Genomic DNA, 24,466 nt, shown 5'->3' on the forward strand with positions numbered 1-24,466 from the left:
ATTATATAGCATTTATATCTCAATTGTAAATAATATAAACTATTTTTTACTAGATGAAGATTTTGCCCAATCTTTAGCTAAGACTCTTAATAAAGTTTTTAATCCTAAAATAAACGGCGGTTCAAAGCGAATTTCTTCAGATTTTCCTTTCATTTCTTTGATTAAGATATCCTCTAAAGCACGCTGTGTTCTCTTCCACAGTTCAGAATTATCTTTAGTATCTGGACTCGTTTTGTAGTCTTTTAAAGCGGAAATTTCCTCAATATTTAACTCCTTCAATACTTTATGAAATTCATAGAGAAACTCAGGTATTTCTATCAATTTAGGAATTTTAAAGTCATTTATTTCTTGTTCATTCTGTTGTTTAATACGAGAATAAGCATCAATTTTCTGTCCATTAATTAAACAATTTTCTCCTGGAATAAAATAATTTTGTTCTGTTTCACTAATTCCCTTAATACTTGTATCATTTAATACTAATCCACAAGCAATTTCATCGCCAATATATTTACTTAAATGGGTATCTTGAGGATAATCATTAAATCCTGAACTCTTAATTAATAAGCGACTGAATATTTTATTAATTTCCGAATCATGAGAAAATTCTCCTCGGTCATCTAACCAGTTTAATAGATGAGAACCTCTACCACCAATATAGACAGGTGTGGTTTTTCCTCGTTCATATATTCCTTGTTGATGTAGTACCTTAAGCACAATGCCAATATAATAATATAATCCAGCAACTCCAATAGACATTATTGTTATTAATCCTCTCATGTCTTCTTCATCTGCTATTTGTTCTCTTTCTTTTTTTAGCCAATTTTCACTTTCCAGACGTAACCACAAATCTAACTTAGTATTAAATGCGTATGTATGTAAATTGTCCCAACCTCCAAAATTATATTTTAATCTGTCTTTGATAAATCTAGGATTTTCTTGTAAAATCTCATGCAATAAATCTTTTACACCAAAATCTATTGTGTATTGATAAATTTGTTTTCCACTGTCCCAAACAGAAATATCTGAAGTAGACTCTAAGAAATAAATACAGGATGTATAAATCAAATCTTCTCGTTCTCTGCCATTAAAATATTGAGCAAAGGCTACACTTTCTGAGCGATAATGATCAGTATCTTTATAATCAGGACAAATATGTTTAATTCCTGTTGTTACTTTTAATTCTTGAGTAATATCTTGCCATAATTTAGCATATGTTCTTTTAGTTTTCTTGTCAAAAGTTGATGGATAAGATATACACCATTGAATTTCTTCGATTTCTTGTTCTACTACTAAAGCACTAATATGTAAGGCTAAATGTTTAAGAAATAATTCAACATATTCTCTGTTTGATGATGTCCAAGATAGATTAGTTTTTATATGTTCTTCCTGTGGTTTAAATGTTTTATTATTAGGAATATACATTCTTCCATCAAAAATAGGAAGTTTATAGTTATGATTTGGATTAGCTCCTAGAGTGGTTAAAACACTGTCTATTTGTGGTTTATCTTGAGGTATAAAATTTTCAGGTATGAAGTTTTCAAATAAAGCATTTAAGAGCGTAAATGATGCAACCGTTGTTATCTGAAGCTGTAAATTTTTAAGTTTTAAAGGTTCAGGATAACTATTATTATGCTGAATATAAATATTGGTAAATTTTGTATTAAAATCTACCCCTATTTTACACTTTTTATGAGGGCGTATTATGTTAGGAGATTTCAAGAGAATTATTCCTATGGGGTTTCTTTGACTATCAACACAATTAATATGAGTAGGAAAGTCTTCTAAACGGATGATTGTATATTTGCCAAATCCTAACTTAAAGTCGCAAGAATCTTTATCATTATAAACACTTACATCAAAAGTTCTAATTCCTAATTCTGAATCATAATAAAACACATAATAGTCCTGCCATTTGTCGGCTCGAAAATTAGGCCAAAGTTGTAATACAGGTAATTGTTCTCCTAGACAATTTTCTTCTTTTAGGTCATAGTCTTTATACAATGTATAAGATTTTTGTTTTAGATCAACACCAGTCAGAGGTAAATCTAAAATGAGACGAACTTGTCCGCTATTTTGCATTTTAAATTTAATCTGCTTGACTAATACTCCTGGGGTGAAATAGTCAAGCAAAACAGAATTCAGAGGTATTAAAGGAGTGACTGGTTTCTTCTGATACCCGATAAACGTGATAACATCACTTTCTTCTTGATCGGGTAATAATCCTCCAGGTAAACCTTTTTCTAATTCGATAAAGTATAATTTAGGTAAGAATAATGAATTTTTGATACGGGATAAATCATCTAGGTTCATAATTAATAAAATGTTTGATTGTTTAGCTTTAGTTTAAATATTATTATAGTATATGGCTAAGAGCAAGGATTTAAAATTATTGTTAAATGGGCATAAATTATAATTTATATGGTAGAATAATATGAGTATCACTTTCGATTGGGATAGTCAAAGAGAAGCTGACAATAAAGCTAAACATGGCGTGGACTTTGAAACTGCTCAATATGCCTTTTTTGATCCACATCGTTTGATTGTCCATGATGCCAAACATAGCGACTCAGAGGAACGTTGGTTTTGTATTGGCAAAGTAAAAGATCGTGTTTTAACGGTGCGTTTTACTTATCGTGGTGAAGTGATTCGTATATTTGGGGCTTCTCAATGGCGCAAATGGAGGAAATTCTATGAAGAACACAACCCCTGATCCCGCAGAACCGATTGGTAATGTGACAATTGTAGAAGATTTTTTACCACCACCAGAGCAGTTAATTCCCAAAAAGAATACTGTACTGGTAACAATGGAATTTACCAAAGAAAGTATTGAATTTTTTCAACAGGAAGCTAAACTTAATAATGCTTCATATCAAACTATGATTCGTAATTTAGTAGATGCTTATGTTAGACAACAACAGCACTGAATCTAACCAGATGCTTAATATCATTAAGCCCTAATATTTATTGTTGAGGAATAGCAGATATTATCGCTCGGAGTGCTTTGTTCACATCTTCAGAAGTCTTGAAAACTTTGGCCACATCTGATTCTAAAGTAACAGTTATTTTAGTTTCATTTATTTGAGTAGCAAAACGATTAGGATGAGCCTTAGTATAATCAAAATTATATTCAGAAAGTAGGTCTTCTTCTAAGTTTTGGTTAGTTTCAGAATTGGGTGTATTGTTCATAGTCTTGACATTCCACAAATTAATTAACGCTTGCTCAAAAATTCCAACCCCATAAAAATTGTTGCAATAGTTCCCGCCACACAAATTTTACCAGACATAATTTGACTAATAACATCATTTATAGGAACTAAAACTACTTCTATTTCTTCCGTAATATCTAAATGTTTATGACCTGTATTCGTAACATTTAAACCTAAATAAATATGAATCTTATTATCATCTTTGACTGGATTATCATAAATCGTTGTCATAAAAATTAATTCCTGAGCAATATAACCTGTTTCTTCCTCTAACTCTCGTTTAGCTGCACTTAAACTATCCTCAACTTTTGGATCAAAAGTCCCTGCTGGAAGTTCCAATAAAATATCTTGTATTCCATGACGATATTGACAAACAAAAACAATCTCATTATCAGGAGTAATCGGTAAAATTAAAGCAATGTCAGGACGAACATTGACAAAATAATCATCAATAACCGTTCCATCAGGTAACTCAACTTGATCTTGTCGAACTTGACACCATTGATTATTAATGACAAACTTAGACTTAAGAATTTTCCACTTTTTGAGATTAGTTTCAAAGTTCATTGTTAGAAAAGATACAGTATAAGGTAAAATAATAAATCGGTCTAATCAAACCCTGAAGCTTATCAGAAAACGGAGTGAGGCGTTGTCAATTGATCCTAGCTAAAGTAAATTGACCATAAAGTGATGGCGACGTTTAATCTTAACTTTTGTACTTATTATGACTGAAGCAATTCGTATTCTCATGTGCGCCCCTGACCATTATGATGTGGATTATGTTATAAATCCTTGGATGGAGGGGAATATACACAAATCTAGCCGTGATCGCTCTGTAGAGCAATGGCAGAAACTCTATCATATTATTAAAGAATGGGCAATCGTCGATTTAGTTGCCCCCGAAAAAGGATGGCCCGATATGGTATTTACCGCCAATGCTGGGTTAGTCTTAGGAGATAATGTGGTACTCAGTCGCTTCTTTCACAAAGAACGGCAAGGAGAAGAACCTTACTTTAAAAAATGGTTTGAAGATAATGGCTTCACCGTCTACGAATTACCCAAGGATTTGCCCTTTGAAGGGGCAGGAGATGCCCTGTTTGACCGTGAAGGACGCTGGCTATGGGCGGGCTATGGTTTTCGCTCAGAACTCGATTCTCACCCCTATATTGCTAAATGGTTAGATACAGAGGTTTTATCCTTACGTCTAACAGATGAAAGATTTTATCACTTAGACACCTGTTTCTGTCCTTTGACTGGGGGCTATTTACTGTATTATCCTCCCGCCTTCGATTCCTATTCTAACCGTTTGATAGAAATGCGTATTCCGGCGGAAAAACGGATTATTGTTGAAGAACCAGACGCAGTAAAATTCGCCTGTAACGCCGTTAATATCAACCAAATCATCATTATGAATCAGGTGAGTGAAAGTCTGCAACAACGACTTACTCAGGTTGGTTTTGAAGTGGTACAAACTCCTTTATCTGAATTTCTTAAAGCAGGAGGGGCGGCCAAATGTTTAACCCTTCGGGTGACAGAATCAGTTTTAGAAGATGTTCATGCTAATATTGCCCTAGAAAGCCGTATTATGCACTTGCAAGGGCATTTATTAGACGCGGGTATTATGAATAAAGCCCTCGATTTAATTGTGGACAATGGCGGTAGTTTTAAAGTGCTTAACTTCAATTTAGGCACAGAACGTCAAAGTACGTCAGCAGCAGAAGTAAGAGTTTCTGCACCTTCTCCACAAGTGATGGAGGAAATTATTAGTCAGTTGATTGATTTAGGGGCCGTTGCACCCCCTCAAGAAATTTGTGACATCAACGTAGAATTGGTTAATAAAGAGGGAGTAGCCCCCGATGACTTCTACGTTAGCACCATTTATCCTACAGAAGTACGGGTTAATTGTGAATGGGTCAGAGTCAGCAATCAACGCATGGATGCCGCCATTGTGGTTGATCCTCAAACTATGACTGCCGAGTGTAAATTATTACGAGATCTCAAAATTGGCGATCGCGTGATGGTGGGAGTCAACGGCATCCGTAAAATAGGTCAAGTAGACGCTAGAGAACCTCGCAGTGGCAAACAAGAATTCACCTTTATGGGTTCTGGTGTATCCAGTGAACGGCGAGTTGAATTATTAGTAGAACAAATAGCCTGGGAAATGCGCCAAATTAAGGATCAGGGTGGCAAAATCATTGTAACTGCTGGTCCGGTAGTCATTCATACCGGAGGGGCCCAACATTTAGCTAAACTAATTCGGGAAGGCTATGTTCATGGTTTATTAGCTGGCAATGCGATCGCCGTTCATGACATAGAACAAGCGTTAATGGGAACCTCTTTAGGGGTAGATATGCAGCGAGGAGTTCCTGTTAGTGGGGGTCATCGTCATCATCTCAAGGTCATTAATACTATTCGTCGTTATGGTAGCATCGCCGAAGCAGTCCAACAAGGAGTCATTACCAAAGGGGTGATGTATGAATGTGTGAAAAATCAAGTTCCTTTTGTGTTAGCTGGTTCTATTCGAGATGATGGCCCCTTACCTGATACAGAAATGGATTTAATTAAGGCGCAAACTCAATATGGAGAACTGTTACAGGGAACCGATATGATTTTGATGCTTTCTACTATGTTGCACTCTATTGGGGTGGGAAATATGACTCCTGCAGGGGTGAAAATGGTCTGTGTGGACATTAATCCAGCCGTGGTGACGAAATTGAGCGATCGCGGTTCAGTGGAGTCTGTGGGCATTGTCACTGATGTGGGGTTATTCCTCAGTTTATTACTTCAACAGTTAGATAAGCTAACTCATCCTTATCCTGTTCTGGGGACAGTTTAATATTTAGGGGGTAGGAATGCCTACCCCTGATGATTTTTATTAGGCAGAAGAATAATTTTTCGTACTCATACACGGGATTTGCCCCAGGGCTTGACACATCAAGTTTATTTGATATAAACTTAACTCATCAAATAAACTTGATATATTATGACTATTCGTACCAACCCCAAAGCGGTCAAAGCAGGGGGAACCCTCAATGTGTTTGAAAAATACCTGACAATTTGGGTATTTTTATGTATTGTAGTCGGTATTTTCTTAGGTAGAGTGTTTCCTGGAGTAGCACAAACATTAGATGCTATGAGTATCTATAATGTGTCTATTCCCATTGCTATTTGTTTATTTTTTATGATGTATCCCATCATGGTAAAAATAGACTTTTCCCAAGCAATGCAAGCCGCTAAAACCCCCAAGCCTGTTATTTTAACATTAGTGGTTAACTGGCTAATTAAACCCTTTACAATGGTCATATTTGCTCAGTTTTTCTTGGGCTGGTTATTTGCTCCTTTATTAAGTGCAACTGAAGTCATTAGAGGACAAGAAATTACATTAGCTAACTCTTATATTGCCGGATGTATTTTATTAGGAATTGCTCCTTGTACTGCGATGGTTTTAATGTGGGGTTATCTTTCTTATAGTAACCAAGGTCATACTTTAGTTATGGTTGCTGTTAATTCCTTAGCCATGCTTTTTCTTTATGCACCATTAGGAAAATGGTTACTATCAGCTAATAATTTAATTGTTCCTTGGCAAACAATAGTTTTCTCTGTTTTAATTTATGTGGGGCTACCTTTAGCGGCAGGAATTTATAGCCGTTATTGGATTTTTAAACATAAAGGACGGCCCTGGTTTGAAAGAGAATTTATGCAATATTTAAGTCCAGTTGCGGTTAGTGCTTTATTAATAACATTGGTCTTATTATTTGCTTTCAAAGGAGAATTAATTGTTAACAACCCCTTGCATATTTTGTTAATTGCTATTCCTTTATTTATTCAAACTAATTTTATTTTTTTAATTAGTTATGTGATAGGATTGAAACTGAATTTAACCTATGAAGATGCCGCCCCTGCCGCCTTAATTGGTGCTAGTAATCATTTTGAGGTTGCTATTGCTACTGCGGTCATGTTATTTGGCTTAAATTCTGGGGCAGCTTTGGCAACTGTTGTCGGAGTATTAATTGAAGTTCCGGTGATGTTGATGTTAGTAGAAGTTTGCAAAAAAACAGCCCCTTGGTTTCCCCGTGAACCAGAAAAAGCTACTTTACCAGATCCTCGTTGTCTTGATTCTTTGCAGTATAAATAAGCGAAAAATTCAATGAATAATGTTGATCATCCTCCCCGTATTTTATTCCTTTACGGTTCATTAAGAGAGCGTTCTTACAGTCGTTTGGTTGCTGAAGAAGCAGCCAGAATTATTGAACATATGGGGGCAGAAGTTAAATTTTTTCATCCTCATGAATTACCCTTAAGAGGACAAGTAGACGAGTCTCATCCGAAAGTTCAAGAATTACGAGAATTAAGTCAATGGTCAGAAGGACAAGTTTGGTCATCTCCAGAAATGCACGGTAATATTACAGGTATTTTCAAGAATCAAATTGACTGGATACCTTTAAATATTGGGTCAGTTCGTCCCACTCAAGGAAAAACCTTAGCGGTGATGCAAGTAAGTGGAGGTTCTCAGTCTTTTAATGCGGTAAATACCTTACGAATTTTAGGAAGATGGATGCGAATGTTTACTATTCCAAATCAGTCTTCTGTGGCTAAAGCTTATCAAGAATTTCATGAAGATGGAACCATGAAAGACTCAGCTTATCGTGATAGAGTTGTTGATGTTATGGAGGAACTTTATAAGTTTACTTTGTTATTACGGGATAAGGTTGATTATTTAACTGACCGCTATAGTGAACGTAAAGAAAAAGAACAGGAGTTACAAAATATTCCTAAAAATTAACTATATTCGTAGAGTAAATTAATGAATTTACTTTATAAGTAAAGCTACTAAATAACTTAAATTATGGAAAAAATAATGAAAAGAGTAATGTTTGTTTGTCAGAGGAATTCTTGTCGTTCCCAAATGGCAGAAGGGTTTGCCAAAACATTGGGAAAAGGTAAAATTGAAGTCACAAGTTCTGGATTAGAATCTAGTCGTGTTCATCCCACTGCTATACAAGTAATGAAAGAAATTGAAATAGATATTACTGATCAAACTTCTAACCCCTTAAGTGAGTTTAAAGCAGAAGATTATGATGTGGTAATTTCTCTGTGTGGATGTGGAGTTAATTTGCCTCAAGATTGGGTTTTAAGAGAGGTTTTTGAAGATTGGCAATTAGATGATCCCGATGGACAACCTTTAGAAACTTTTCATCGGGTAAGAGATGAAGTTAAAGACAGAGTTGAGTCATTAATTGCAAAATTAGAGGGTTAACTTTAAACCCAAAATTTAGGTATTGAGATAAAATTCCAAGTCCTGAAAGTTGCGATCGCAAACCCTAATTAAGTTTTTAAAAACTGAAAGGGTATTTTATATTTCTCATACCCCCTTTGAAAATGAGAACCCCTTTGCGTTTGGTAGGGGTCAAGGGCCGTTGACCCCTGCATTAACACAAAAACGGCGATCGCAAACCCTGATTAAGATTTTAAAACTTAATATGTTAGTCGTTATAGTTGAGTAAACAGAGCGATTTTAGCGGGATATCAAAGGCATAAATCCAGTCTGATTGATGATATTAATTTAATCGGGATGACAGGATTTGAACCTGCGACCCTCGCATCCCAAATGCGATGCGCTACCAAGCTGCGCTACATCCCGTTGCCGTCGTGTTCTATTCTATGACAATTCGCACATAAAACAACACACTTTTGAATTTCTTTATTAATTCTAGCTAATGATGCGCCTTTAGACACAAAATCTGCCACCGCAAAATCTTTATCATTAGGGTTAAGATGATGAAAATCCAAAGCACAATAATCAGCAAATCCACATCTAAAACAGGATAAAGTCTGTTTATATTGAGCAATCGAGAGATATACTTGCTCTCTACGCTTATTTTGTTGAATTTGCTTACAACTTCGACATTTTAACCGTTTATAAACTTTTCCTTTAACGACACTAGCTACCTCAAAATTTTCTTGGCGGATATTCAGTTTGACAATATTTACAAAACTTTAACATTTGTCCCCATAAAACCAGACTTAATCAGGATACCAAAACATTCCCTTAATACCTTCAGGATCTAGGACAAACCCCAAACGACGGTAAAAATCAATCACATGAGGATCAGCAAAAAGAGTAATGTTACTAATATCCTCATTTCTGAGTTGACGAATCATATACTTGATCATCGATTTTCCGAGGCCCTGACTTTGGAACTTCGGATGAATAACTACATCCCAAATAGTGGCATTAAAAGCGTGATCAGAGGTTGCGCGGGCAAATCCAATCAAACGGCGTTTATTTCCTCGGACTTCCCACATAGAGACGACCAAGAAACTATAACTAAGCGCGCGCTTAACTTTACGTAGAGGACGACGGGCCCAACCTACAGCATCGCACAATTCTTCGAGTTCGTAGAGATCGATTTCTCTTTCGGTACTAAAAAAAATGCGCGAAGGATTTTCGCTTGGGGCCGTAACTTCAACAAGTTCCCCATCGAACTGGGGGATCTCACTAGAGTTAGGTGAATCAGGGTTAAACAATCGTTTCCAAAAAACCATGCCAATCAGGCTCAGCTTTGATGTGCTGTTTAATTTATACTGGACTTAGATAATTTTAGGGGTAAATGTCCATTAAATCATTGTATCGAGCAAATGGTTTTTCCCATCGGCTAGGATAAAAATATGCCCAACATCGATATTTTAGGGGTTCCTCACGCTTACGAGCTAATATCCCCCTCTTCCAAACCATCCACACCTGTTTTAATTTTTATTCATGGCTGGTTATTGAGTCGTCAATATTGGCATCCGTTAATTGAGCAATTATCCCCTGATTATCCTTGTTTGATCTATGATCTTAGAGGGTTTGGGGATTCTCAACCAGTAGGGGAAACCCCCCCTTTAGTCCTGGATGTTCACTCAGACCAACCATCACCAGAAAAAAATTACAAGTTTTGCCGGGAAACTCCTTATAGTTTAGGCAGTTATGCCCAAGATTTAAGTATTTTACTGCAAAAATTAAACATTGAACGAGCTTGGCTCATTGGCCATTCTTTGGGTGGTGGTATTGCCCTTTGGGGGGCGGATATTTGTCCTCAAACTGTTCAAGGGGTTATTTGTCTTAATGCAGGTGGCGGAATTTATTTAAAAGAGGAGTTTGAACGGTTTCGTTCAGCAGGAGAACAGTTAGTTAAACGTCGTCCTGGTTGGTTGTCTTATGTGCCTTTTCTTGATATTCTTTTCTCTAGAATTATGGTAGCCAGTCCCCTAGAAAAACGATGGGGAAGACAACGACTATTAGATTTAATGAGAGCCGATACAAAAGCGGCTTTAGGCTCCTTATTAGATTCTACAACAGAAACAGAAGTTCATTTACTACCTCAAATTGTCTCCCGTTTACAACAACCAGTTTACTTTTTTGCTGGAGAAAAAGATAAAGTTATGGAACCTAAATATGTTTGTTATTTAGCCAGTTTTCATCAACTTTTTGATGCTCAGGGAAACAATGTCATTGAACTGCCGAATTGTGGTCATATGTCTATGGTGGAAAAAACAGAAATTTTAGGAGAAAAAATGTTAACTATTCTCATGAATCATGAATTAATTTAACTCTAAATTCTATGAAAATTCTCTTTTTACATCCTAATTTTCCGGCTCAATTTCGCCATGTGGCTACAGTTTTGGCAAAAAATCCTAAAAATCAAGTTTTCTTTGGCACAAAGCGCAAAGAAGTCGAAATTCCAGGGGTTTCTAAAGTCATATACACCCCCTCCCGTGAAGCCCGTAGGGAAACTCATCATTATGTTCGACCTCTAGAAAACGCTGTTTTACAAGGACAAGCGGTATATCGTATAGCCGAACAACTCAAAGCGCAAGGGGTTGTTCCTGATGTTGTTTATGGACATTCGGGATGGGGGCCTACCCTATTTATTAAAGATATTTTTCCTAAAGCGGAACTTTTATGCTTTTTTGAATGGTTTTATCATGCTCATGGAACTGATGCTGATTTTGATCCTAAAGAACCTTTAAATGCTGATGATGAAGCCCGCATTCGGATTAAAAATAGTCCCATTTTAATTGATTTATATAGTTGCGATCGCGGTTTATCTCCAACTTATTGGCAAAGGCAACAATTTCCATCAGAATATCATGCTAAAATTACGGTACGTCATGATGGTGTAGATACTAACTATTTTCAACCTATACCAGGAGCAAAATTAATCCTGCAAAATATCAATTTAGACTTATCTGAAGTAGATGAAATTGTTACTTATGTAGGGCGAGGAATGGAACCTTATCGGGGCTTTCCTCAGTTTATGGAAGCGGTTTCTATCTTATTAAAAAGACGACCTACTTGTCATGTGGTTGTGGTAGGTGATGATCGGGTAGCTTATGGACGATCTCTCCCTGACGGAAAGACCTATAAACAATTAATGTTAGAGACGTTTTCTTATGATTTATCCCGTCTTCATTTTACCGGATCATTACCTTATTCTGAGTATTTAAAAGTCTTACAAGCTTCTTCTGTTCATGTTTATTTAACTCGTCCTTTTGTGTTATCTTGGTCAATGTTAGAAGCTATGTCTACCGGATGTATTATTTTGGGGTCAAATACGCCTCCGGTTAAGGAAGTTATTGAAGATGGAGTTAATGGATTATTAGTAGATTTTTTTGCTCCAGAATTAATCGCCGAACGCATTGAAGAAGTGTTAAATCATCCGAACAAAATGGCGGATTTACGAATCAAAGCTAGAGAAACTGTCCAAGAAACCTATGATTTAGCTAAATTATTACCAGAACATATTGAATGGATAAATTGTAAATTATAAATTGTAAATTGTAAATTATAATTTATAAACAATAGGAAATAAGGATAAGAATTAGGGAACGGCGTATTTGGCAACAGAGGGTAAATAGGGAATACCTCATGAGTCCAAGAAATACTATATAATCTATAATTCATAATTCATAATTCATAATTCATAATTTATCATGATTTCAAGGGCTATAAAAAGACACCGTTTACCCCTGTGGTTATCCTCCTTACCTCAAGTAGATTGGTTATTACTCATCCTGGTGGTAGGGTTGATGAGTTTAGGGGGTTTGATGATTCGGAGTACAGAACTCCATGAAACTTCGGTTGATTGGTGGCAACATTGGCTATTTGGGGGGATTGGAGTCATTATTGCTGTATTTTTAGCCCGTTTTCGTTATGAAACTTTTTTACAATGGCATTGGGTCACTTATACTATTACCAATCTTTCCCTGATTGCGGTAATTATCATTGGGGTAGCAGCAAACGGGGCCCAAAGTTGGATTGAAATTGGGGGTTTTAATATTCAACCCTCAGAATTTGCCAAAGTTGGTTTGATTATTACTTTAGCTGCCTTATTACATCAAAAAGAAGCCACTACTATTTCCGTTTTATTAAGGGTTTTGGGGATAACGGCTGTTCCTTGGGTATTAATTATGTTACAGCCTGATTTGGGAACGGGGTTAGTTTTTGGGGCGATAACTTTAGGGATGTTGTATTGGGCAAATATGCCGGCCGGATGGTTAGTTTTGTTGATATCTCCTATTATTTCAGCCATTTTGTTTAATATTTTCTTTCCTGGTTGGATTGTTTGGGCGATAATTATGGGAGTTATTGGCTGGTTTACTTTGCCGTTGCGTTTTGTATCAACTATTGGGGCGATGGCGGTCAATTTTGCGGCAGGAAAACTAAGCGGTATTTTGTGGGGATTATTAAAAAGTTATCAAAAAGATCGATTAACTTTATTTTTAGAACCGGAAAAAAATCCTTTGGGTGGGGGTTATCAATTAATTCAATCTCGTATTGCTATTGGTTCAGGAGAATTGTGGGGACGGGGATTATTTGAAGGGACTCAAACTCAACTTAATTTTATTCCTGAACAACATACAGATTTTATTTTTTCGGCAGTAGGCGAGGAGTTTGGTTTTGTTGGTGGAATGTTAGTTTTAATTGCTTTTTGGTTAATTTGTTTTCGCTTAGTCATGATTGCTTGTCAAGCTAAAGAGAATTTTGGTTCTTTATTGGCTATTGGAATGTTGTCAATGGTGGCGTTTCAGGTGGTGGTTAATATTTGTATGACGGTTGGTTTAGCACCAATTACGGGTATTCCTTTACCTTGGTTAAGTTATGGAAGATCTGCTTTATTGACTAACTTTATTGCTTTGGGTTTAGTAGAATCTGTAGCAAATTATCGACCGAAAAAACGATTCTAAGTTATGTTTTAATATAATAGTAGAAAACCATTTTACATTTGTAGGGGCATGGCGTTAACAAATTATGATACATTACATTAAATTATAAAATGCCATGCCCATTAACCAATTATGATACATGCCATCCCATTATTAAACTTGAGGAGAAAGAATGAATGGAAATAGTTTGGACACACCATGCAGAAGAAAGACAAAAGCAGTGGCAATCAAAATTAGGAATTACACGGGAGGAAGTCGAAAATGTATTAAATAATCCGCAACAGATTATAATTGAAAATGAAGTCTTTGTTGCCCAAGCTAAAAAAGGCAACGGTTTATTAAGAATAGTATTTGTAAACATCGGCAACAGTAAGCGAATTTTAACGTTATATTGGACAAATCAAATTAACCGATATTGGCAGGAGAACAACTATGAAAGTTAAATACGATCCAGAATCAGATATTTTAATATTTATCATGAAAGATATTCCCCCATCTAATGCTATTTCAGAAGCAGGAGGAATTATTATTAGTTATGATGAAACAGGAGAACCCATTAGCATTGAATTTCTGAATGCTTCCCAAAGAAAATTAATTAATCCCCAAGAAACAGCCTTAGTCATCGGTAAACAATAAAAAATCCATATTGAAACCTCGGTAGATTTTTTAAAACCCAGTATTGAGATTTAGACTGCGATTGCAACATGATGAATTATGATGAAATGTAGGGTTTTAACAATGTTAAACCCATCCCCTTGTTAAATTTGAGGATTAATAACATGAACAATAATTTATTAGAACGTATTACCCATAATCCTGATATTTGTCATGGGAAACCCTGTATTAGAGGATTACGTTATCCAGTAGAATTCATTTTAGAATTACTTAGTTCAGGAATGACTACAGAAGAAATATTGTTAGATTATGATGACTTAGAAACAGAAGATATACAAGCAGTTTTGCTTTTTGCTGCAAGAATTAGCCAAATTAAAAGTATACATAAAATTGCTTCATGAAGTTTCTAGTTGATGCTCAATTACCCATTCGTTTAGCCAGATTTTTAGAAGCTACTGGCTATGATACTCTACATACTAAGGACTTACCGCAACAAAATGCAACCTCTGATACTGTAATTAATGAGGTTTCAATGCAGCAAAAGCGCATTGTCATTACCAAAGATTCAAATTTTGTAGATTCTTTTATGACAGTTCAAAAACCGTATAAACTGCTTTTGATTACAACAGGTAATATTAAAAATAGCGAACTTGAGAAATTATTTAGCAATAATCTCTTAATGCTTATTGATTTTTTTAAGTATCATGATTATATTGAACTGAGTCGTGATACAATTATTATTCATCAGTAAGAAAAGAAAGAAAAGTTAAATACGATGATCGCAAGAGAAAATTAGGGCTCTCCCGTACCTGTGGTGATAAGTAAAGCTTATAATTCGTAGGGTGGGTTAGATGCGGCTATGATTTTGATCAAAAACTAATAAGTTTTAAGGCGCGTCGTAACCCACCATCTTGAATATTGTAGCTGATTATACATTTTATACCAAGATGTCGGGAGAGCCAATAAGCGTAACCCCAAGTATCTAAAAATTAAAATTATCCAATAGAAGCAGAACCAGTGCCTTGAAACATCAACCAAGAGAGGAAAAAATTAATCACAAAAACAGCTAATAAAGAAGTCACAACTGCAGTTGTAGTAGACTGTCCTACCCCTTTAGCCCCCCCTGATGTTGTCAGTCCCCAACTACAACCAATAATCGCAATTAACGCCCCAAAAGCAATAGATTTAATAACCGAAGTTAAGAGATCCCAAAGTTCCAAAAAATTCTGTGCTGAAGTCAAAAAAACGTGAGGAGAAATACCATAAAATCCATCTGAAATTAACAGTCCCCCGGCCATTCCAGTGAGGAGGGAGAGCAAATTTAAAATAGGTAACATAAAACAACAAGCTAACACACGAGGGACAACTAAATAATCAATCGGATCAGTTTTGAGCATATAAAGTGCATCAATTTGTTCCGTTACCCGCATCGTGCCAATTTCTGCCGCAAATGCCGACCCCACTCGTCCTGCAACTACTACCGCCGTCAGTACAGGAGATAATTCTCTGGTCAAAGCGATCGCCAACACTCCCCCTACGGTAGTTGCTGCCCCAAAATGGATAAATTCTCTAGCAACCTGAATGGTAAAAACCATGCCCACAAACCCTGCTGTGACTAAAGCAATCGTCACAGATTCTGGGCCAACAATACTCATTTGTTCGAGAGTATTACGACGGTGTATTCTCGTTTTTAGGAGATGAAAAAATACCTGACCTCCTAAGAGGACAGCAGCTAACAACCTTTCAAACCAGATACCTAGTCCTCGTCGGTTAGCATTTGAGTTACTCATAATATGGGTTTTTGGTTATAGATAATGTTTCTTCATTATTAACCCAGACACCAAATAAGACTATTTTTCTTCCTTATCGACACGGAATTTTTCCACAGACGTAAGTAAGTCACGGGAAATGCCCACCAGATTTTGTAGGGAACCCGCAACCCGTTGAGATTCTTGAGAAGTTTCTTGGGCCGTTAATTCCACCGACTGCATAACTTGGGCCACAGCGCGGGAATTTTCTCGTTGTTGCACCGTATCTGTACCAATAGATCGCACTAAGCCATTAATCCGGTTAGATACCTCAATAATATCTTCTAAAGAACGTTTAGCCTGTTCTGATTTATCAGCTACGTCAATAACCTGTTGGATACCTTCTTCCATAGCTGTCATAACAGACCCCGTTTCACTTTGAATTTGTAACACAATTTGTTCAATTTCTTTAAGAGACTTGGCCGAACGATCAGCTAACTGACGTACTTCATCTGCGACGATCGCAAATCCTCGGCCCGCTTCTCCTGCCCTTGCTGCTTGAATAGAGGCATTAAGAGCAAGTAAATTGGTACGAGAGGCAATTTGGGAAATTAAAGCCACAATTTTAGAAATTTCTTGGGACGCTTCTGCTAGTCTTTTTACTTTGCGGGCAGTTTCCGATACTGTTTCGCGAATTTGCAGAATACCCGCAACCGTTCGTTCTACCGCTTCACCCCCTTTAAGAGCAGTTACGGAGGAGGTATGAGCCACTTCTTCGGCTTCACGGGCATTTTCTGCCACCCGTTGAATAGATTCGGTCATAACTTGGACTGAGTTAAGGGTAACGGCTAATTCCTCAGCCATACGCAAAGAATCACTCGAATTATTCCGAGCAAATAATTCACTATCTGTCGAGCCTTTATTGACTTGTTTCGCCGTTCTTTTGACTTGTCCGACAATTTCTCGCAAATTTTGAATAGTTAAGTTAAAAGCATCAGCGACTGCCCCTAAAACATCCGCCGTGACTTCGGCTTCAACCGTCAAATCTCCTCTAGCGGCCCCTTCCACATCATCTAAAAGACGAATCACTTGACGTTGTAACTCTTCCCTAGCTTTTTCCATTTCCGCCGCCCGTTGTTGAGCATCTCTAGTAGTCGTTAAAATGACCCGTGACACCTGGTTAAAACTAGCGGATAATTGACCTAATTCATCTTGAGAATAAACCGTCGCTTTGACATTAAAATCCCCCGCGTACATAGCATCAAACTGATTTTGTAGATTTTCTACCGTACGCTTAATTTGTTGGGCCATCAACAAACCGAATAAGAGAGTAGTGCTAAAACTAGCTAACCCAGCAAATAAAGCTAGTAAAAGTACCGGAATTCCTGATTTAACAGGTTTTTGACTATTAGGTTGAGACTGTTGGGAACTAGCCGCTTTATCTGTGGAAGGTTTCTGATAATTTTCTGCTGAAGAAGCCTTAGAGCCAGGTTTTTCAGGATTAGCCACTTGTTCTGAGGTATTAGAAGCAGATGGAGTTGGTTTAGGTTTAGGAGACAATATCGAGGTAAAACCACTGATCAATAACACCGCCAAAAAAGAGGCCATTCCCGTAGTTCCGGCCACTATCCAGGCTTTTGATTTCACCGAAGCATTGAGAAAGACAGCCAAACGTCCTTGAGAGATCTCAACCGTTGGTTTGACTAAAGCACTTGAAGTATCAGGAAGATCACTGATCAGGGAATCATCAGGTTTCATCCAACTGACATTTCCTATTGTGCCAGTGCCAGCCATAAGATCAGAAGTAGATAAACCCAGATTACCCATGAGATGTTCCGAACCCTGAGTAAATAGATCAGCGTCTGGTAACTCATTGCCCATCTCGGTAAAATCTAAATTAGACAAGTTATCTAAATCATGATCATTAAATGCCTCTAAGTTATCTAAGAAACTATCTTCTCCCTCAAGTTGGCTAGAGAGATTAGGATTAACTTGAATAATACTTTCATCCTGTGACGGATCATTAGACCAACTACCCCCAGATTTTTGTCTGTTGGGATTGGTTGAAGGAGTAGAAGTATAAACATCCTCATCAGGAGATCTTACCGAAGGGGCCAAGGAAGAAGAAACAACAAAAGTATTCTCACCTCCAGGAGCAACTGAACTGGTTTCCGTTTTAAGATCATCATCCTCAAAGGAAAAATCACCCAGATCATTATCAAGATCAAGCCAAGATTGTGCATCGTCTAGATCAGCCTCTTGAAACGTCTGGGAACCTAAAAGCGCAGGGTCTCCCATGGGTGTCATACTAAAAGATGTTTGTCCGTTATTGTCGAAGGGATTATCATCAGATAGGGGTTGTCCTAAAGTGGGTTGCTCAAAATCATCCTCATTAAAGACCGCACTATCCCAATCTAGGCCATCCATCCCAAAATCCTTATCCCAGTTTTCCTCCTCAGAATCCTCTTGCCACTGGTCAAATTTTCCATCGTCTTCTACCTGATAAGCAGTGTCTTTTTGCGGGGTCATAAACTGACTTGGGGACTGAGAAACCGTAGGACTTTGACTTTGAGCCAATAATTGTTGAGCTTGCTCTAAACCTTGGCGGGCGCAATCGAGTAAATCTTTGCGATCAGTTAATTCTGATACTGCTTGATATTGTTGACAAGCTCCTTGATACTGCCCCAAACTAAAATAAATATGGCCCCGCAACAGCAGAACGTTGGGATCTTCAGGGAAAGCCTCCGCCATTGGTTCAATAAGGGTAGCTGCTTCCTCATAATTGGCTTGTCCGTAAGCCACATAAGCTTGATTGTATAATTTAGCGTAATCTGTCCCTAATACCATTGCCTATCTCCTAATCTTATCAGTTATTAGCGTTAATTTATGAGTAATGAATGAAATAACTCTTAGAACCTTTTATAAGAAACAATTAAGTAGCCCATCGGGCTGACCGTAAAATAGCGATATGATCAAGTAAACGTAATACTTGTTTAGAATGTTGTGTAAATACCCATTCTCCTTGGACATAAGGAGCGATGTTGTCAGAAACATTACTGGGCATTTGTAATTGTTCGATATCGAGCCATTCCATATCCCCTAACTGATGAATAGCTAACCCTAAAATGGTTTCTTGTTCTTCAATGGCAATGACAGGGATTTCTGAGCGATCAGTTTTTAAGGGAGTGGAATCACCTAAAAACTGTCCTAAATCCGCAACCCAAATGATCTGACCCCGTAAATTAAGGGTTCCCAACAGCAAGGGAGAAGCATTAGGTATGCGGGTAATGCGATCGGGGGTTTGCTGCATCACTTCTCGAATGGCGGTGGCAGGAAGGGCAAATTCGTCATGAGAAGGGAGATTAAAGCGTAAATGCAATTCTCCTTCAGGAGTTTGTAAGGTCTGAATTTCAGACGATATTTCTTGACCGTTTCCCGTTACTAATTCTGGATTTCCAACCATGTTGTTTATTCGTGATCTCAATAATGGTGTATTTATTGGCGTAAAAGTTGTTTAATGGTTCCCACTAGTTCAATATCTTCAAAAGGTTTAGCAATGTAGGCATCTGCTCCCTGTTTCATGCCCCAATAACGATCAAATTCTTCCCCTTTAGAAGAACACATAACAACGGGGACATTTTGCGTTTTTGGGTCAGATTTGAGACGACGACACACTTCATAACCATTTATTCCAGGCATGACAATATCTAAGACAATGAGGTCGGGACTCCCTTTTTGAAGGCTTTCTAGGGCCTCAAACCCATCATTAGCAACAATTACGCGCCATCCATTTTTTTTGAGGATACGTGAAATCATTGCTTGTTGCGCTGGACTGTCTTCTACCAATAAAACGGCTCTCATAACTATTTCCTTAGAGGGTTTTAATAAAATATAAGTTTGAGCTACGCAGCACTTAATAGACTAGGGGTAGTTATAATCATAGGATATCGATATTTAATAGGACTTAGTTTAGGCATTTTGACTACAACTCAATACTTCAAGGTATATATTTAATTTGCCCAAATTTGAAGGTAAAACAACACAGTCCCGCAGAAAAATTTTTCAGTTGTTCTCTTGCTCCCTTTTCTTACCTCTTGCCCCCGAAATACTGCATTATGCCTCTTTCAAGGCTTTCCATATTTTTCTAAGAGCAGGAGTAACTCTTGTTCGCCAAAGGGTTTGGTTAAATAATCTGTAGATCCTACCATTCTTGCTCTAATGCGATCAGTAAATCCCTCTTTCCCTGTCAGCATTATTATCGGTGTATGTCGAAAAGTACTCGAATGCCTCAACATGGTGCAAATTTCGTAACCATCTAATTTTGGCATAGCAATGTCACACAAAATTACATCGGGTTTAAGTTCAAACACTTGACTTAAGGCTTGCAGGGGATCACTGATGATAGAACTACGATAATTGTTATGAGTTAGGATGGATTCGACTTTTTTGCCGATGGTGAGATCGTCATCAATACAGACAATATGAGGGGTTTGTCTGGTTTGAGTCCATTCCCAGGTAGATGTACTTCCTAAAGGCCTATCATCAGAGTTTTCCCCTAAATGTAGCCATCCCCGTTCCACATAAGGATAAATACCTTTAGCTAAGGGAACTAAATCTCGTTGTAGATAGCGTGAGATTTGACGTAGAGAGGTTTTTTTCTTGGCCCAACCTGATAATTGTTCATAAGCTTTTTCGGGTAAGGCTTTTTGCAGTTTTACTCCATCAGTGATCACTAAATATTGGTTGGAACTCTGAATATGAGGATGTAACTGTTTCCACTGTCGTACCTCTTTCATTATCTGAGTTACCAGGGGAGAAATTTCTAGATTAGTTAACAGAGGATCGAAGGCCATACCCATCTCAAAAATAAAAGCACCTTGAGATAAACTCAACACATCAAATAATGTTTCATGTACCATTGAATGAATGAGGTTACGACCCTGATCAGGGGTCAATAAATTGCTTTCTATTAATTGCCACAGATAAGCATATTCAAGATCATTATTGGTTTCGAGAGTAGAATTCCCTAATTTATTTAAAGGTATCTCTGCTCTATAGCGATAGAGATAATCCCGTAAACGACTACCCTGATGACTACTACCCTCGACAGTATAGACGATTTGACCATTGACAAAGAAAATTAACCAAAACTCTCCCGAACTCCCAGAAGCAATAGGAGTAACCGAGTTTCCGCCAGAAGTTTGATCCCCTTGAATATACTCTAAGGGAGAGGTTCCATAAGCTTCTACTAATAGTTCCCCTGTGCGCTGTCCGAGTTCAATCAGTTGCAGGATACTACGAAGATCTATTTCATTTAGGGTTCCCTGCATAATCGGTTAAGCCATTGTTTAAAAATTATTTGCAATTTTTGTTGATTATCTCAGTTAATCTGGAATTCAAGAGGAATAGAGGGTTTTTCTCACATCATACCAAATTCCTAGGGAAAACTCCCTTTAACTCAGGCAAAATTCTCGGTTAGATACAACAAGGATGATGGAGATCGCTATAATTACTGCTAGGATCAAAAAAGATAAATATTAGGGTAAAAGGTTGAGAATGACTTGCTTAATCGCTTTGGCTTTTTCATGGCATCCCAAGGAATCTCTCTATTTTGTCAAATCCAAATCCATAAAATTTGAAATTAAGTGAAATTTGCTCAATTTTTATGAATCCTTTCTTTAGGATTTACTATTATGTCAAAATGATTAATCAAGGCGATGAGACTAGGAAATTAATTTTACTATCACAGGCAACAGCAATATCGAGAGGATTGTAGTTCGTGCTATACCTTGCAGAAGTAAAAAAGCAGACTAGAGCATTTATGAGTAGCTCTCGCACAGAAATCAAACTGTTGGCTTGTCAACACAATGATCAAACGTGGAGTGCTGTCCCAGGAGAGGAAATAGTATCTCTTGAAGAGCTTGACCAACTTGGGGAAGGGGCTTTACTCATGCTCAACTTGGGCAATAATCGACAAATTCAAGGCCGGCCTGAATTGGCTGGCCCTGAATTAGTTCGTCAATTACAAAAATTATCCCGTCTTTCGGAAAAATTAAAGGATCAACAAGAAGAAATTGAACAATGGAAACAATCTCTGACTATCCAAAGTCAGGAGTTGAGCCGTCGAGAAATGGAAATGGAGGCACGCTTTGAACAGTTAGAAGATGTAGAAAAAGATCTAGCCCAAATTGAACGTCGTCGTCAAGAGGCTAACTTGCCTTGGGATAAAATCCAACAAACTCAGCAAGGTGTTCAAGCTTTTCAATCTCGTTTTGGCACAATGCTCAATTTGGCTCCAGAACAGGAGCAAAAACTCGAACAGTTGATGAACCGTTTAGCTGACAGTGGCCAAGGAACAGATGCTTTGGATCAACCCCTAAAACTGACTTTAGAAGCAATTGAGACTCAGCAGCAAATTCTCAATGGGTTTTGGCGACAACTTGAAACTCTCAAAACTCAAGTAGGCCAACAGCAACAACAATTGGCCCATCAAGGAGAACGGCTAAACCAACGTCTTGAGGAATTAGAAGGGACTCGTATTTCTTTAGAACAGTCTAAAATTCAATTTGCCCTAGAACAACATATCCTCAATCATAAGCAGGAACTCCTCGGAAAAATTACCCTAGATTTACAAACTAATCAAGATCTACAAGATACTTTAGAACAGATAACCAGTGGCACAGGAGACGTTCAAGTAGATTTGAAAGTGGATTTAGTGGCTTTGGAGAATATGCCTTTAAGGGAGTTAGAAACTATTATTAATAGTCTGCAAGCGGAGTTAGATAAATTAGTCCAATTTGTCAATGATCAAGAAGAAGAATTAACTGTACAATGTGAAGCGGTTCAAGCCTTAAAAGAAAACTTGGCTAAGGCCGGGGCCTATGATCGGATTACTATTGAAAATGAATTAACTGAAGAACAAGAAAGGAAAGAGTTTTTGGATGAAACTTTAGTCGGTCAACGCCGTAATCTTAAGGAACGGCAAGGAATTCTTTGGGAACACTTACGAGTTTTACGTCGCCGTCAAGGGGTGATAGATTTTGATGGCGGTTCTTCTACGGTTAATGTAGAGCCTGTTTTACTTCAGTTACAGGAAATGCAAGATAATACGAAGCAAGAGCGTCAAAAATTAGAATCAGAAATTCAGCCCTTAAAAGAGAGTCTTCAGCAAATTCAACGGATGATTAATCAGCTTGATGACGAACAAAATCGTAAAACTCAACAACTCAAAACTGAACAAGAAAATTGGCAACAGGCTCAAATTAAGGTTGCTCAAATGCAAATGAGTCTAGGTCTCTATGAGGAAGCTTTACAACCTTTACAAAATCAATTAGATGACATGAAACATCATTTAGGTATCTTAGCTCAATGGCTCAATCCTTAAATTATGAATTATGAATTATGAATTATGAATTATAAATTATGAATTATGAATTATAAATTATGAATTATGAATTATGAATTATGAATTATGACGTTTTAAAATGAGAACAGACACAAAAAAAATGTAGGGACACGACATTAGAAATTAAATAATTGAACCATAATTTTCCTGTCGTCGTGTCCCCTTCCAAATGTATCATGATTGGTTAATGCCATGCCCCTACATTATTCAATTCAATTTGATTATTGAATTCATAATTTATAATTTATAATTCATAATTCATAATTCATAATTCATAATTCATAATTCATAATTCATAATTCATAATTTAGACCCACCATACCTAAAATTAACCACAGTAGAAAACATAGGCGAGTCAATTGTAAAGCTTGCTCAATAGTTTTTATTGTAATGGGATATTGAGGATTTCCCAGTAACGGTTTTTGTTTAATAATCCCTTGATAAGTATTAATACCTCCTAATTGAACTCCCAAAATAGCAGCATAAACACACTCACTCCAACCAGAATTAGGGCTAGGATCTTGAGGAGCATCTCGACGACAAATTGATAAAATAGATCGGGGTCGTCCTGACATTAATGCTAAAGTTAGAACCGTAAGACGACAGGGAAACCAAGTCAAAAAGTCTTCGCATTTGGCACTAAACCATCCCAAATCTGTAAAAGGTTCTTTATAATATCCAATGGTCGAATCTAGGGTACTGGCTGCTTTATAAGCCAAAGCTAACGGTACACTCCCTACTGGCGGAAAAAATGCACCCGCGATCGCATAAAATAAAGGGGCTGTTACCCCATCCGTTGCATTTTCTGACACCGTTTCTAACACCGCTCGCAATATTTCTGTTTCCGAGAGATTTTCTGTATCCCTTCCCACATATTGACTTAATTTAATCTTAGCTTGGTCAATATTTCCCTTTATTAAGGGTTCTAGAACATCTTGAGCAGCTAAGCGTAAACTTTTAAGGGCAAAACAACTAGCCAAGAGGATAGTTTGGGTACCAATACCTAAAATCAGGTGAAAATTCCGGGCTACTTCAACGATTCCCCATCCCACTATTCCACTGCCAATAATTAACCCTAACCCTAGCACAATTCCCGCCCAACGACGTTGCCATTTTCCCTGACAGGTAGATAAAATAAACTGGCTAGATCTAGAGATAACCCAACCCATCACCTGTACAGGGTGTAACCAGCCCCAAGGATCACCAATTATATAGTCAAGAATCGCAGCCAGAGCTAAAATGATTGGGGTAACAATCGTGTTCACACTGCCTCTATTCTCTTG

At 37.3% G+C, this 24,466-nt stretch carries 24 protein-coding genes and 1 tRNA gene; 14 read left to right on the forward strand and 11 right to left on the reverse strand.

Annotated elements, in window-relative coordinates; all coding sequences use genetic code 11:
* Positions 1–39 precede the first annotated feature (39 nt).
* The gene (locus AsFPU1_RS16240; protein ID WP_124972935.1) at positions 40–2,310 is read right to left on the reverse strand and encodes a hypothetical protein; all 2,271 of its coding nucleotides are present in this window, start codon (positions 2,308–2,310) and stop codon (positions 40–42) included.
* A 121-nt stretch (positions 2,311–2,431) separates the two neighbouring features.
* Between AsFPU1_RS16240 and AsFPU1_RS16245 the strand changes: the two genes are divergently transcribed.
* Both AsFPU1_RS16245 and AsFPU1_RS16250 read left to right on the forward strand, forming a co-directional pair.
* Entirely contained in the window at positions 2,432–2,710 is a 279-nt protein-coding gene (locus AsFPU1_RS16245) for a BrnT family toxin (RefSeq protein ID WP_124972937.1), read from the forward strand.
* Positions 2,691–2,924, forward strand: coding sequence for a hypothetical protein (locus tag AsFPU1_RS16250; protein WP_124972939.1), 234 nt, complete (start codon positions 2,691–2,693; stop codon positions 2,922–2,924). The genes AsFPU1_RS16245 and AsFPU1_RS16250 overlap by 20 nt, the downstream gene beginning before the upstream one ends.
* 37 nt (positions 2,925–2,961) lie before the next feature.
* Here the strand turns inward: AsFPU1_RS16250 and AsFPU1_RS16255 are convergent, their stop codons facing one another.
* Both AsFPU1_RS16255 and AsFPU1_RS16260 read right to left on the reverse strand, forming a co-directional pair.
* On the reverse strand, positions 2,962–3,186 hold the full coding sequence (locus tag AsFPU1_RS16255; RefSeq protein WP_124972941.1) for a hypothetical protein: 225 nt from the start codon (positions 3,184–3,186) through the stop codon (positions 2,962–2,964).
* Between the two features lie 23 nt (positions 3,187–3,209).
* Positions 3,210–3,773: an NUDIX hydrolase gene (locus AsFPU1_RS16260; protein WP_124972943.1), complete on the reverse strand. Its 564-nt coding sequence runs from the start codon at positions 3,771–3,773 to the stop codon at positions 3,210–3,212.
* Between the two features lie 157 nt (positions 3,774–3,930).
* On the opposite strand from AsFPU1_RS16260, the gene argZ reads away from it, so the two are divergent.
* The 4 genes from argZ (at position 3,931) to arsC (ending at position 8,463) form a co-directional block, all read left to right on the forward strand.
* Positions 3,931–6,042: a bifunctional arginine dihydrolase/ornithine cyclodeaminase gene (argZ, locus tag AsFPU1_RS16265; RefSeq protein ID WP_124972945.1), complete on the forward strand. Its 2,112-nt coding sequence runs from the start codon at positions 3,931–3,933 to the stop codon at positions 6,040–6,042.
* A 147-nt stretch (positions 6,043–6,189) separates the two neighbouring features.
* Positions 6,190–7,341 carry an ACR3 family arsenite efflux transporter gene (arsB, locus tag AsFPU1_RS16270; RefSeq protein ID WP_124972947.1) on the forward strand — a complete coding sequence of 384 codons (1,152 nt, stop codon included), beginning with the start codon at positions 6,190–6,192 and terminating at the stop codon, positions 7,339–7,341.
* A 12-nt stretch (positions 7,342–7,353) separates the two neighbouring features.
* On the forward strand, positions 7,354–7,989 hold the full coding sequence (gene arsH / locus AsFPU1_RS16275) for an arsenical resistance protein ArsH (RefSeq protein ID WP_124972949.1): 636 nt from the start codon (positions 7,354–7,356) through the stop codon (positions 7,987–7,989).
* A gap of 75 nt (positions 7,990–8,064) precedes the next feature.
* Positions 8,065–8,463, forward strand: a complete 399-nt coding sequence (gene arsC, locus AsFPU1_RS16280; protein ID WP_124972951.1) for an arsenate reductase, glutathione/glutaredoxin type — start codon at positions 8,065–8,067, stop codon at positions 8,461–8,463.
* A 310-nt stretch (positions 8,464–8,773) separates the two neighbouring features.
* On the opposite strand, the gene AsFPU1_RS16285 is transcribed toward arsC, so the two are convergent.
* Both AsFPU1_RS16285 and AsFPU1_RS16290 read right to left on the reverse strand, forming a co-directional pair.
* Positions 8,774–8,847, reverse strand: a tRNA-Pro gene (locus tag AsFPU1_RS16285).
* Positions 8,848–9,230: 383 nt separating this feature from the next.
* Complete coding sequence (locus tag AsFPU1_RS16290) at positions 9,231–9,752, reverse strand: GNAT family N-acetyltransferase (protein ID WP_124972953.1); 522 nt, start codon at positions 9,750–9,752, stop codon at positions 9,231–9,233.
* Positions 9,753–9,875: 123 nt separating this feature from the next.
* Between AsFPU1_RS16290 and AsFPU1_RS16295 the strand changes: the two genes are divergently transcribed.
* The 7 genes from AsFPU1_RS16295 (at position 9,876) to AsFPU1_RS16325 (ending at position 14,781) form a co-directional block, all read left to right on the forward strand.
* Positions 9,876–10,799 (forward strand): alpha/beta fold hydrolase, encoded by a 924-nt coding sequence (locus tag AsFPU1_RS16295; RefSeq protein WP_124972955.1) that lies wholly within the window; start codon positions 9,876–9,878, stop codon positions 10,797–10,799.
* Positions 10,800–10,810: 11 nt separating this feature from the next.
* Positions 10,811–12,019: a glycosyltransferase family 4 protein gene (locus tag AsFPU1_RS16300; protein ID WP_124972957.1), complete on the forward strand. Its 1,209-nt coding sequence runs from the start codon at positions 10,811–10,813 to the stop codon at positions 12,017–12,019.
* Between the two features lie 163 nt (positions 12,020–12,182).
* Positions 12,183–13,436: a rod shape-determining protein RodA gene (gene rodA / locus AsFPU1_RS16305; protein WP_124972959.1), complete on the forward strand. Its 1,254-nt coding sequence runs from the start codon at positions 12,183–12,185 to the stop codon at positions 13,434–13,436.
* A gap of 155 nt (positions 13,437–13,591) precedes the next feature.
* The gene (locus tag AsFPU1_RS16310) at positions 13,592–13,858 is read left to right on the forward strand and encodes a DUF4258 domain-containing protein (RefSeq protein WP_124972961.1); all 267 of its coding nucleotides are present in this window, start codon (positions 13,592–13,594) and stop codon (positions 13,856–13,858) included.
* Positions 13,848–14,051 (forward strand): DUF2283 domain-containing protein, encoded by a 204-nt coding sequence (locus AsFPU1_RS16315; protein ID WP_124972963.1) that lies wholly within the window; start codon positions 13,848–13,850, stop codon positions 14,049–14,051. The genes AsFPU1_RS16310 and AsFPU1_RS16315 overlap by 11 nt, the downstream gene beginning before the upstream one ends.
* A gap of 143 nt (positions 14,052–14,194) precedes the next feature.
* A complete protein-coding gene (locus AsFPU1_RS16320) occupies positions 14,195–14,431 on the forward strand; it encodes a DUF433 domain-containing protein (RefSeq protein WP_124972965.1) in 237 nt (78 codons plus the stop codon).
* Complete coding sequence (locus tag AsFPU1_RS16325; protein WP_124972967.1) at positions 14,428–14,781, forward strand: DUF5615 family PIN-like protein; 354 nt, start codon at positions 14,428–14,430, stop codon at positions 14,779–14,781. The genes AsFPU1_RS16320 and AsFPU1_RS16325 overlap by 4 nt, the downstream gene beginning before the upstream one ends.
* Before the next feature lie 244 nt (positions 14,782–15,025).
* Here AsFPU1_RS16325 and AsFPU1_RS16330 read toward each other — a convergent pair whose 3' ends face one another.
* From AsFPU1_RS16330 to AsFPU1_RS16350, 5 genes are all read right to left on the reverse strand, one after another.
* The gene (locus tag AsFPU1_RS16330) at positions 15,026–15,820 is read right to left on the reverse strand and encodes an MlaE family lipid ABC transporter permease subunit (protein WP_124972969.1); all 795 of its coding nucleotides are present in this window, start codon (positions 15,818–15,820) and stop codon (positions 15,026–15,028) included.
* 60 nt (positions 15,821–15,880) lie between these two features.
* Complete coding sequence (locus AsFPU1_RS16335) at positions 15,881–18,625, reverse strand: methyl-accepting chemotaxis protein (RefSeq protein ID WP_124972971.1); 2,745 nt, start codon at positions 18,623–18,625, stop codon at positions 15,881–15,883.
* A gap of 85 nt (positions 18,626–18,710) precedes the next feature.
* A complete protein-coding gene (locus AsFPU1_RS16340) occupies positions 18,711–19,241 on the reverse strand; it encodes a chemotaxis protein CheW (protein WP_124972973.1) in 531 nt (176 codons plus the stop codon).
* Positions 19,242–19,273: 32 nt separating this feature from the next.
* Complete coding sequence (locus AsFPU1_RS16345) at positions 19,274–19,639, reverse strand: response regulator transcription factor (protein WP_124972975.1); 366 nt, start codon at positions 19,637–19,639, stop codon at positions 19,274–19,276.
* A gap of 263 nt (positions 19,640–19,902) precedes the next feature.
* Positions 19,903–21,108, reverse strand: coding sequence for a response regulator (locus AsFPU1_RS16350; protein WP_124972977.1), 1,206 nt, complete (start codon positions 21,106–21,108; stop codon positions 19,903–19,905).
* A 449-nt stretch (positions 21,109–21,557) separates the two neighbouring features.
* On the opposite strand from AsFPU1_RS16350, the gene hmpF reads away from it, so the two are divergent.
* On the forward strand, positions 21,558–23,162 hold the full coding sequence (hmpF, locus tag AsFPU1_RS16355; protein WP_124972979.1) for a pilus motility taxis protein HmpF: 1,605 nt from the start codon (positions 21,558–21,560) through the stop codon (positions 23,160–23,162).
* Between the two features lie 314 nt (positions 23,163–23,476).
* Here hmpF and cbiB read toward each other — a convergent pair whose 3' ends face one another.
* A complete protein-coding gene (gene cbiB / locus AsFPU1_RS16360) occupies positions 23,477–24,448 on the reverse strand; it encodes an adenosylcobinamide-phosphate synthase CbiB (RefSeq protein WP_124972981.1) in 972 nt (323 codons plus the stop codon).
* Between the last annotated feature and the right edge of the window lie 18 nt (positions 24,449–24,466).

The sequence above is a fragment of the Aphanothece sacrum FPU1 genome (genome assembly GCF_003864295.1).
In the GTDB taxonomy this organism is placed as follows: Bacteria; Cyanobacteriota; Cyanobacteriia; order Cyanobacteriales; family Microcystaceae; genus Aphanothece_B; species Aphanothece_B sacrum.

Bases quoted from the DNA above. Each gene is read 5' to 3' on its own strand.
- AsFPU1_RS16240 (WP_124972935.1), bottom strand. From the start codon at position 2,310: ATGAACCTAGATGATTTATCCCGTATCAAAAATTCATTATTCTTACCT.
- AsFPU1_RS16245 (WP_124972937.1), top strand. From the start codon at position 2,432: ATGAGTATCACTTTCGATTGGGATAGTCAAAGAGAAGCTGACAATAAA.
- AsFPU1_RS16250 (WP_124972939.1), top strand. From the start codon at position 2,691: ATGAAGAACACAACCCCTGATCCCGCAGAACCGATTGGTAATGTGACA.
- AsFPU1_RS16255 (WP_124972941.1), bottom strand. From the start codon at position 3,186: ATGAACAATACACCCAATTCTGAAACTAACCAAAACTTAGAAGAAGAC.
- AsFPU1_RS16260 (WP_124972943.1), bottom strand. From the start codon at position 3,773: ATGAACTTTGAAACTAATCTCAAAAAGTGGAAAATTCTTAAGTCTAAG.
- argZ (WP_124972945.1), top strand. From the start codon at position 3,931: ATGACTGAAGCAATTCGTATTCTCATGTGCGCCCCTGACCATTATGAT.
- arsB (WP_124972947.1), top strand. From the start codon at position 6,190: ATGACTATTCGTACCAACCCCAAAGCGGTCAAAGCAGGGGGAACCCTC.
- arsH (WP_124972949.1), top strand. From the start codon at position 7,354: ATGAATAATGTTGATCATCCTCCCCGTATTTTATTCCTTTACGGTTCA.
- arsC (WP_124972951.1), top strand. From the start codon at position 8,065: ATGAAAAGAGTAATGTTTGTTTGTCAGAGGAATTCTTGTCGTTCCCAA.
- AsFPU1_RS16290 (WP_124972953.1), bottom strand. From the start codon at position 9,752: ATGGTTTTTTGGAAACGATTGTTTAACCCTGATTCACCTAACTCTAGT.
- AsFPU1_RS16295 (WP_124972955.1), top strand. From the start codon at position 9,876: ATGCCCAACATCGATATTTTAGGGGTTCCTCACGCTTACGAGCTAATA.
- AsFPU1_RS16300 (WP_124972957.1), top strand. From the start codon at position 10,811: ATGAAAATTCTCTTTTTACATCCTAATTTTCCGGCTCAATTTCGCCAT.
- rodA (WP_124972959.1), top strand. From the start codon at position 12,183: ATGATTTCAAGGGCTATAAAAAGACACCGTTTACCCCTGTGGTTATCC.
- AsFPU1_RS16310 (WP_124972961.1), top strand. From the start codon at position 13,592: ATGGAAATAGTTTGGACACACCATGCAGAAGAAAGACAAAAGCAGTGG.
- AsFPU1_RS16315 (WP_124972963.1), top strand. From the start codon at position 13,848: ATGAAAGTTAAATACGATCCAGAATCAGATATTTTAATATTTATCATG.
- AsFPU1_RS16320 (WP_124972965.1), top strand. From the start codon at position 14,195: ATGAACAATAATTTATTAGAACGTATTACCCATAATCCTGATATTTGT.
- AsFPU1_RS16325 (WP_124972967.1), top strand. From the start codon at position 14,428: ATGAAGTTTCTAGTTGATGCTCAATTACCCATTCGTTTAGCCAGATTT.
- AsFPU1_RS16330 (WP_124972969.1), bottom strand. From the start codon at position 15,820: ATGAGTAACTCAAATGCTAACCGACGAGGACTAGGTATCTGGTTTGAA.
- AsFPU1_RS16335 (WP_124972971.1), bottom strand. From the start codon at position 18,625: ATGGTATTAGGGACAGATTACGCTAAATTATACAATCAAGCTTATGTG.
- AsFPU1_RS16340 (WP_124972973.1), bottom strand. From the start codon at position 19,241: ATGGTTGGAAATCCAGAATTAGTAACGGGAAACGGTCAAGAAATATCG.
- AsFPU1_RS16345 (WP_124972975.1), bottom strand. From the start codon at position 19,639: ATGAGAGCCGTTTTATTGGTAGAAGACAGTCCAGCGCAACAAGCAATG.
- AsFPU1_RS16350 (WP_124972977.1), bottom strand. From the start codon at position 21,108: ATGCAGGGAACCCTAAATGAAATAGATCTTCGTAGTATCCTGCAACTG.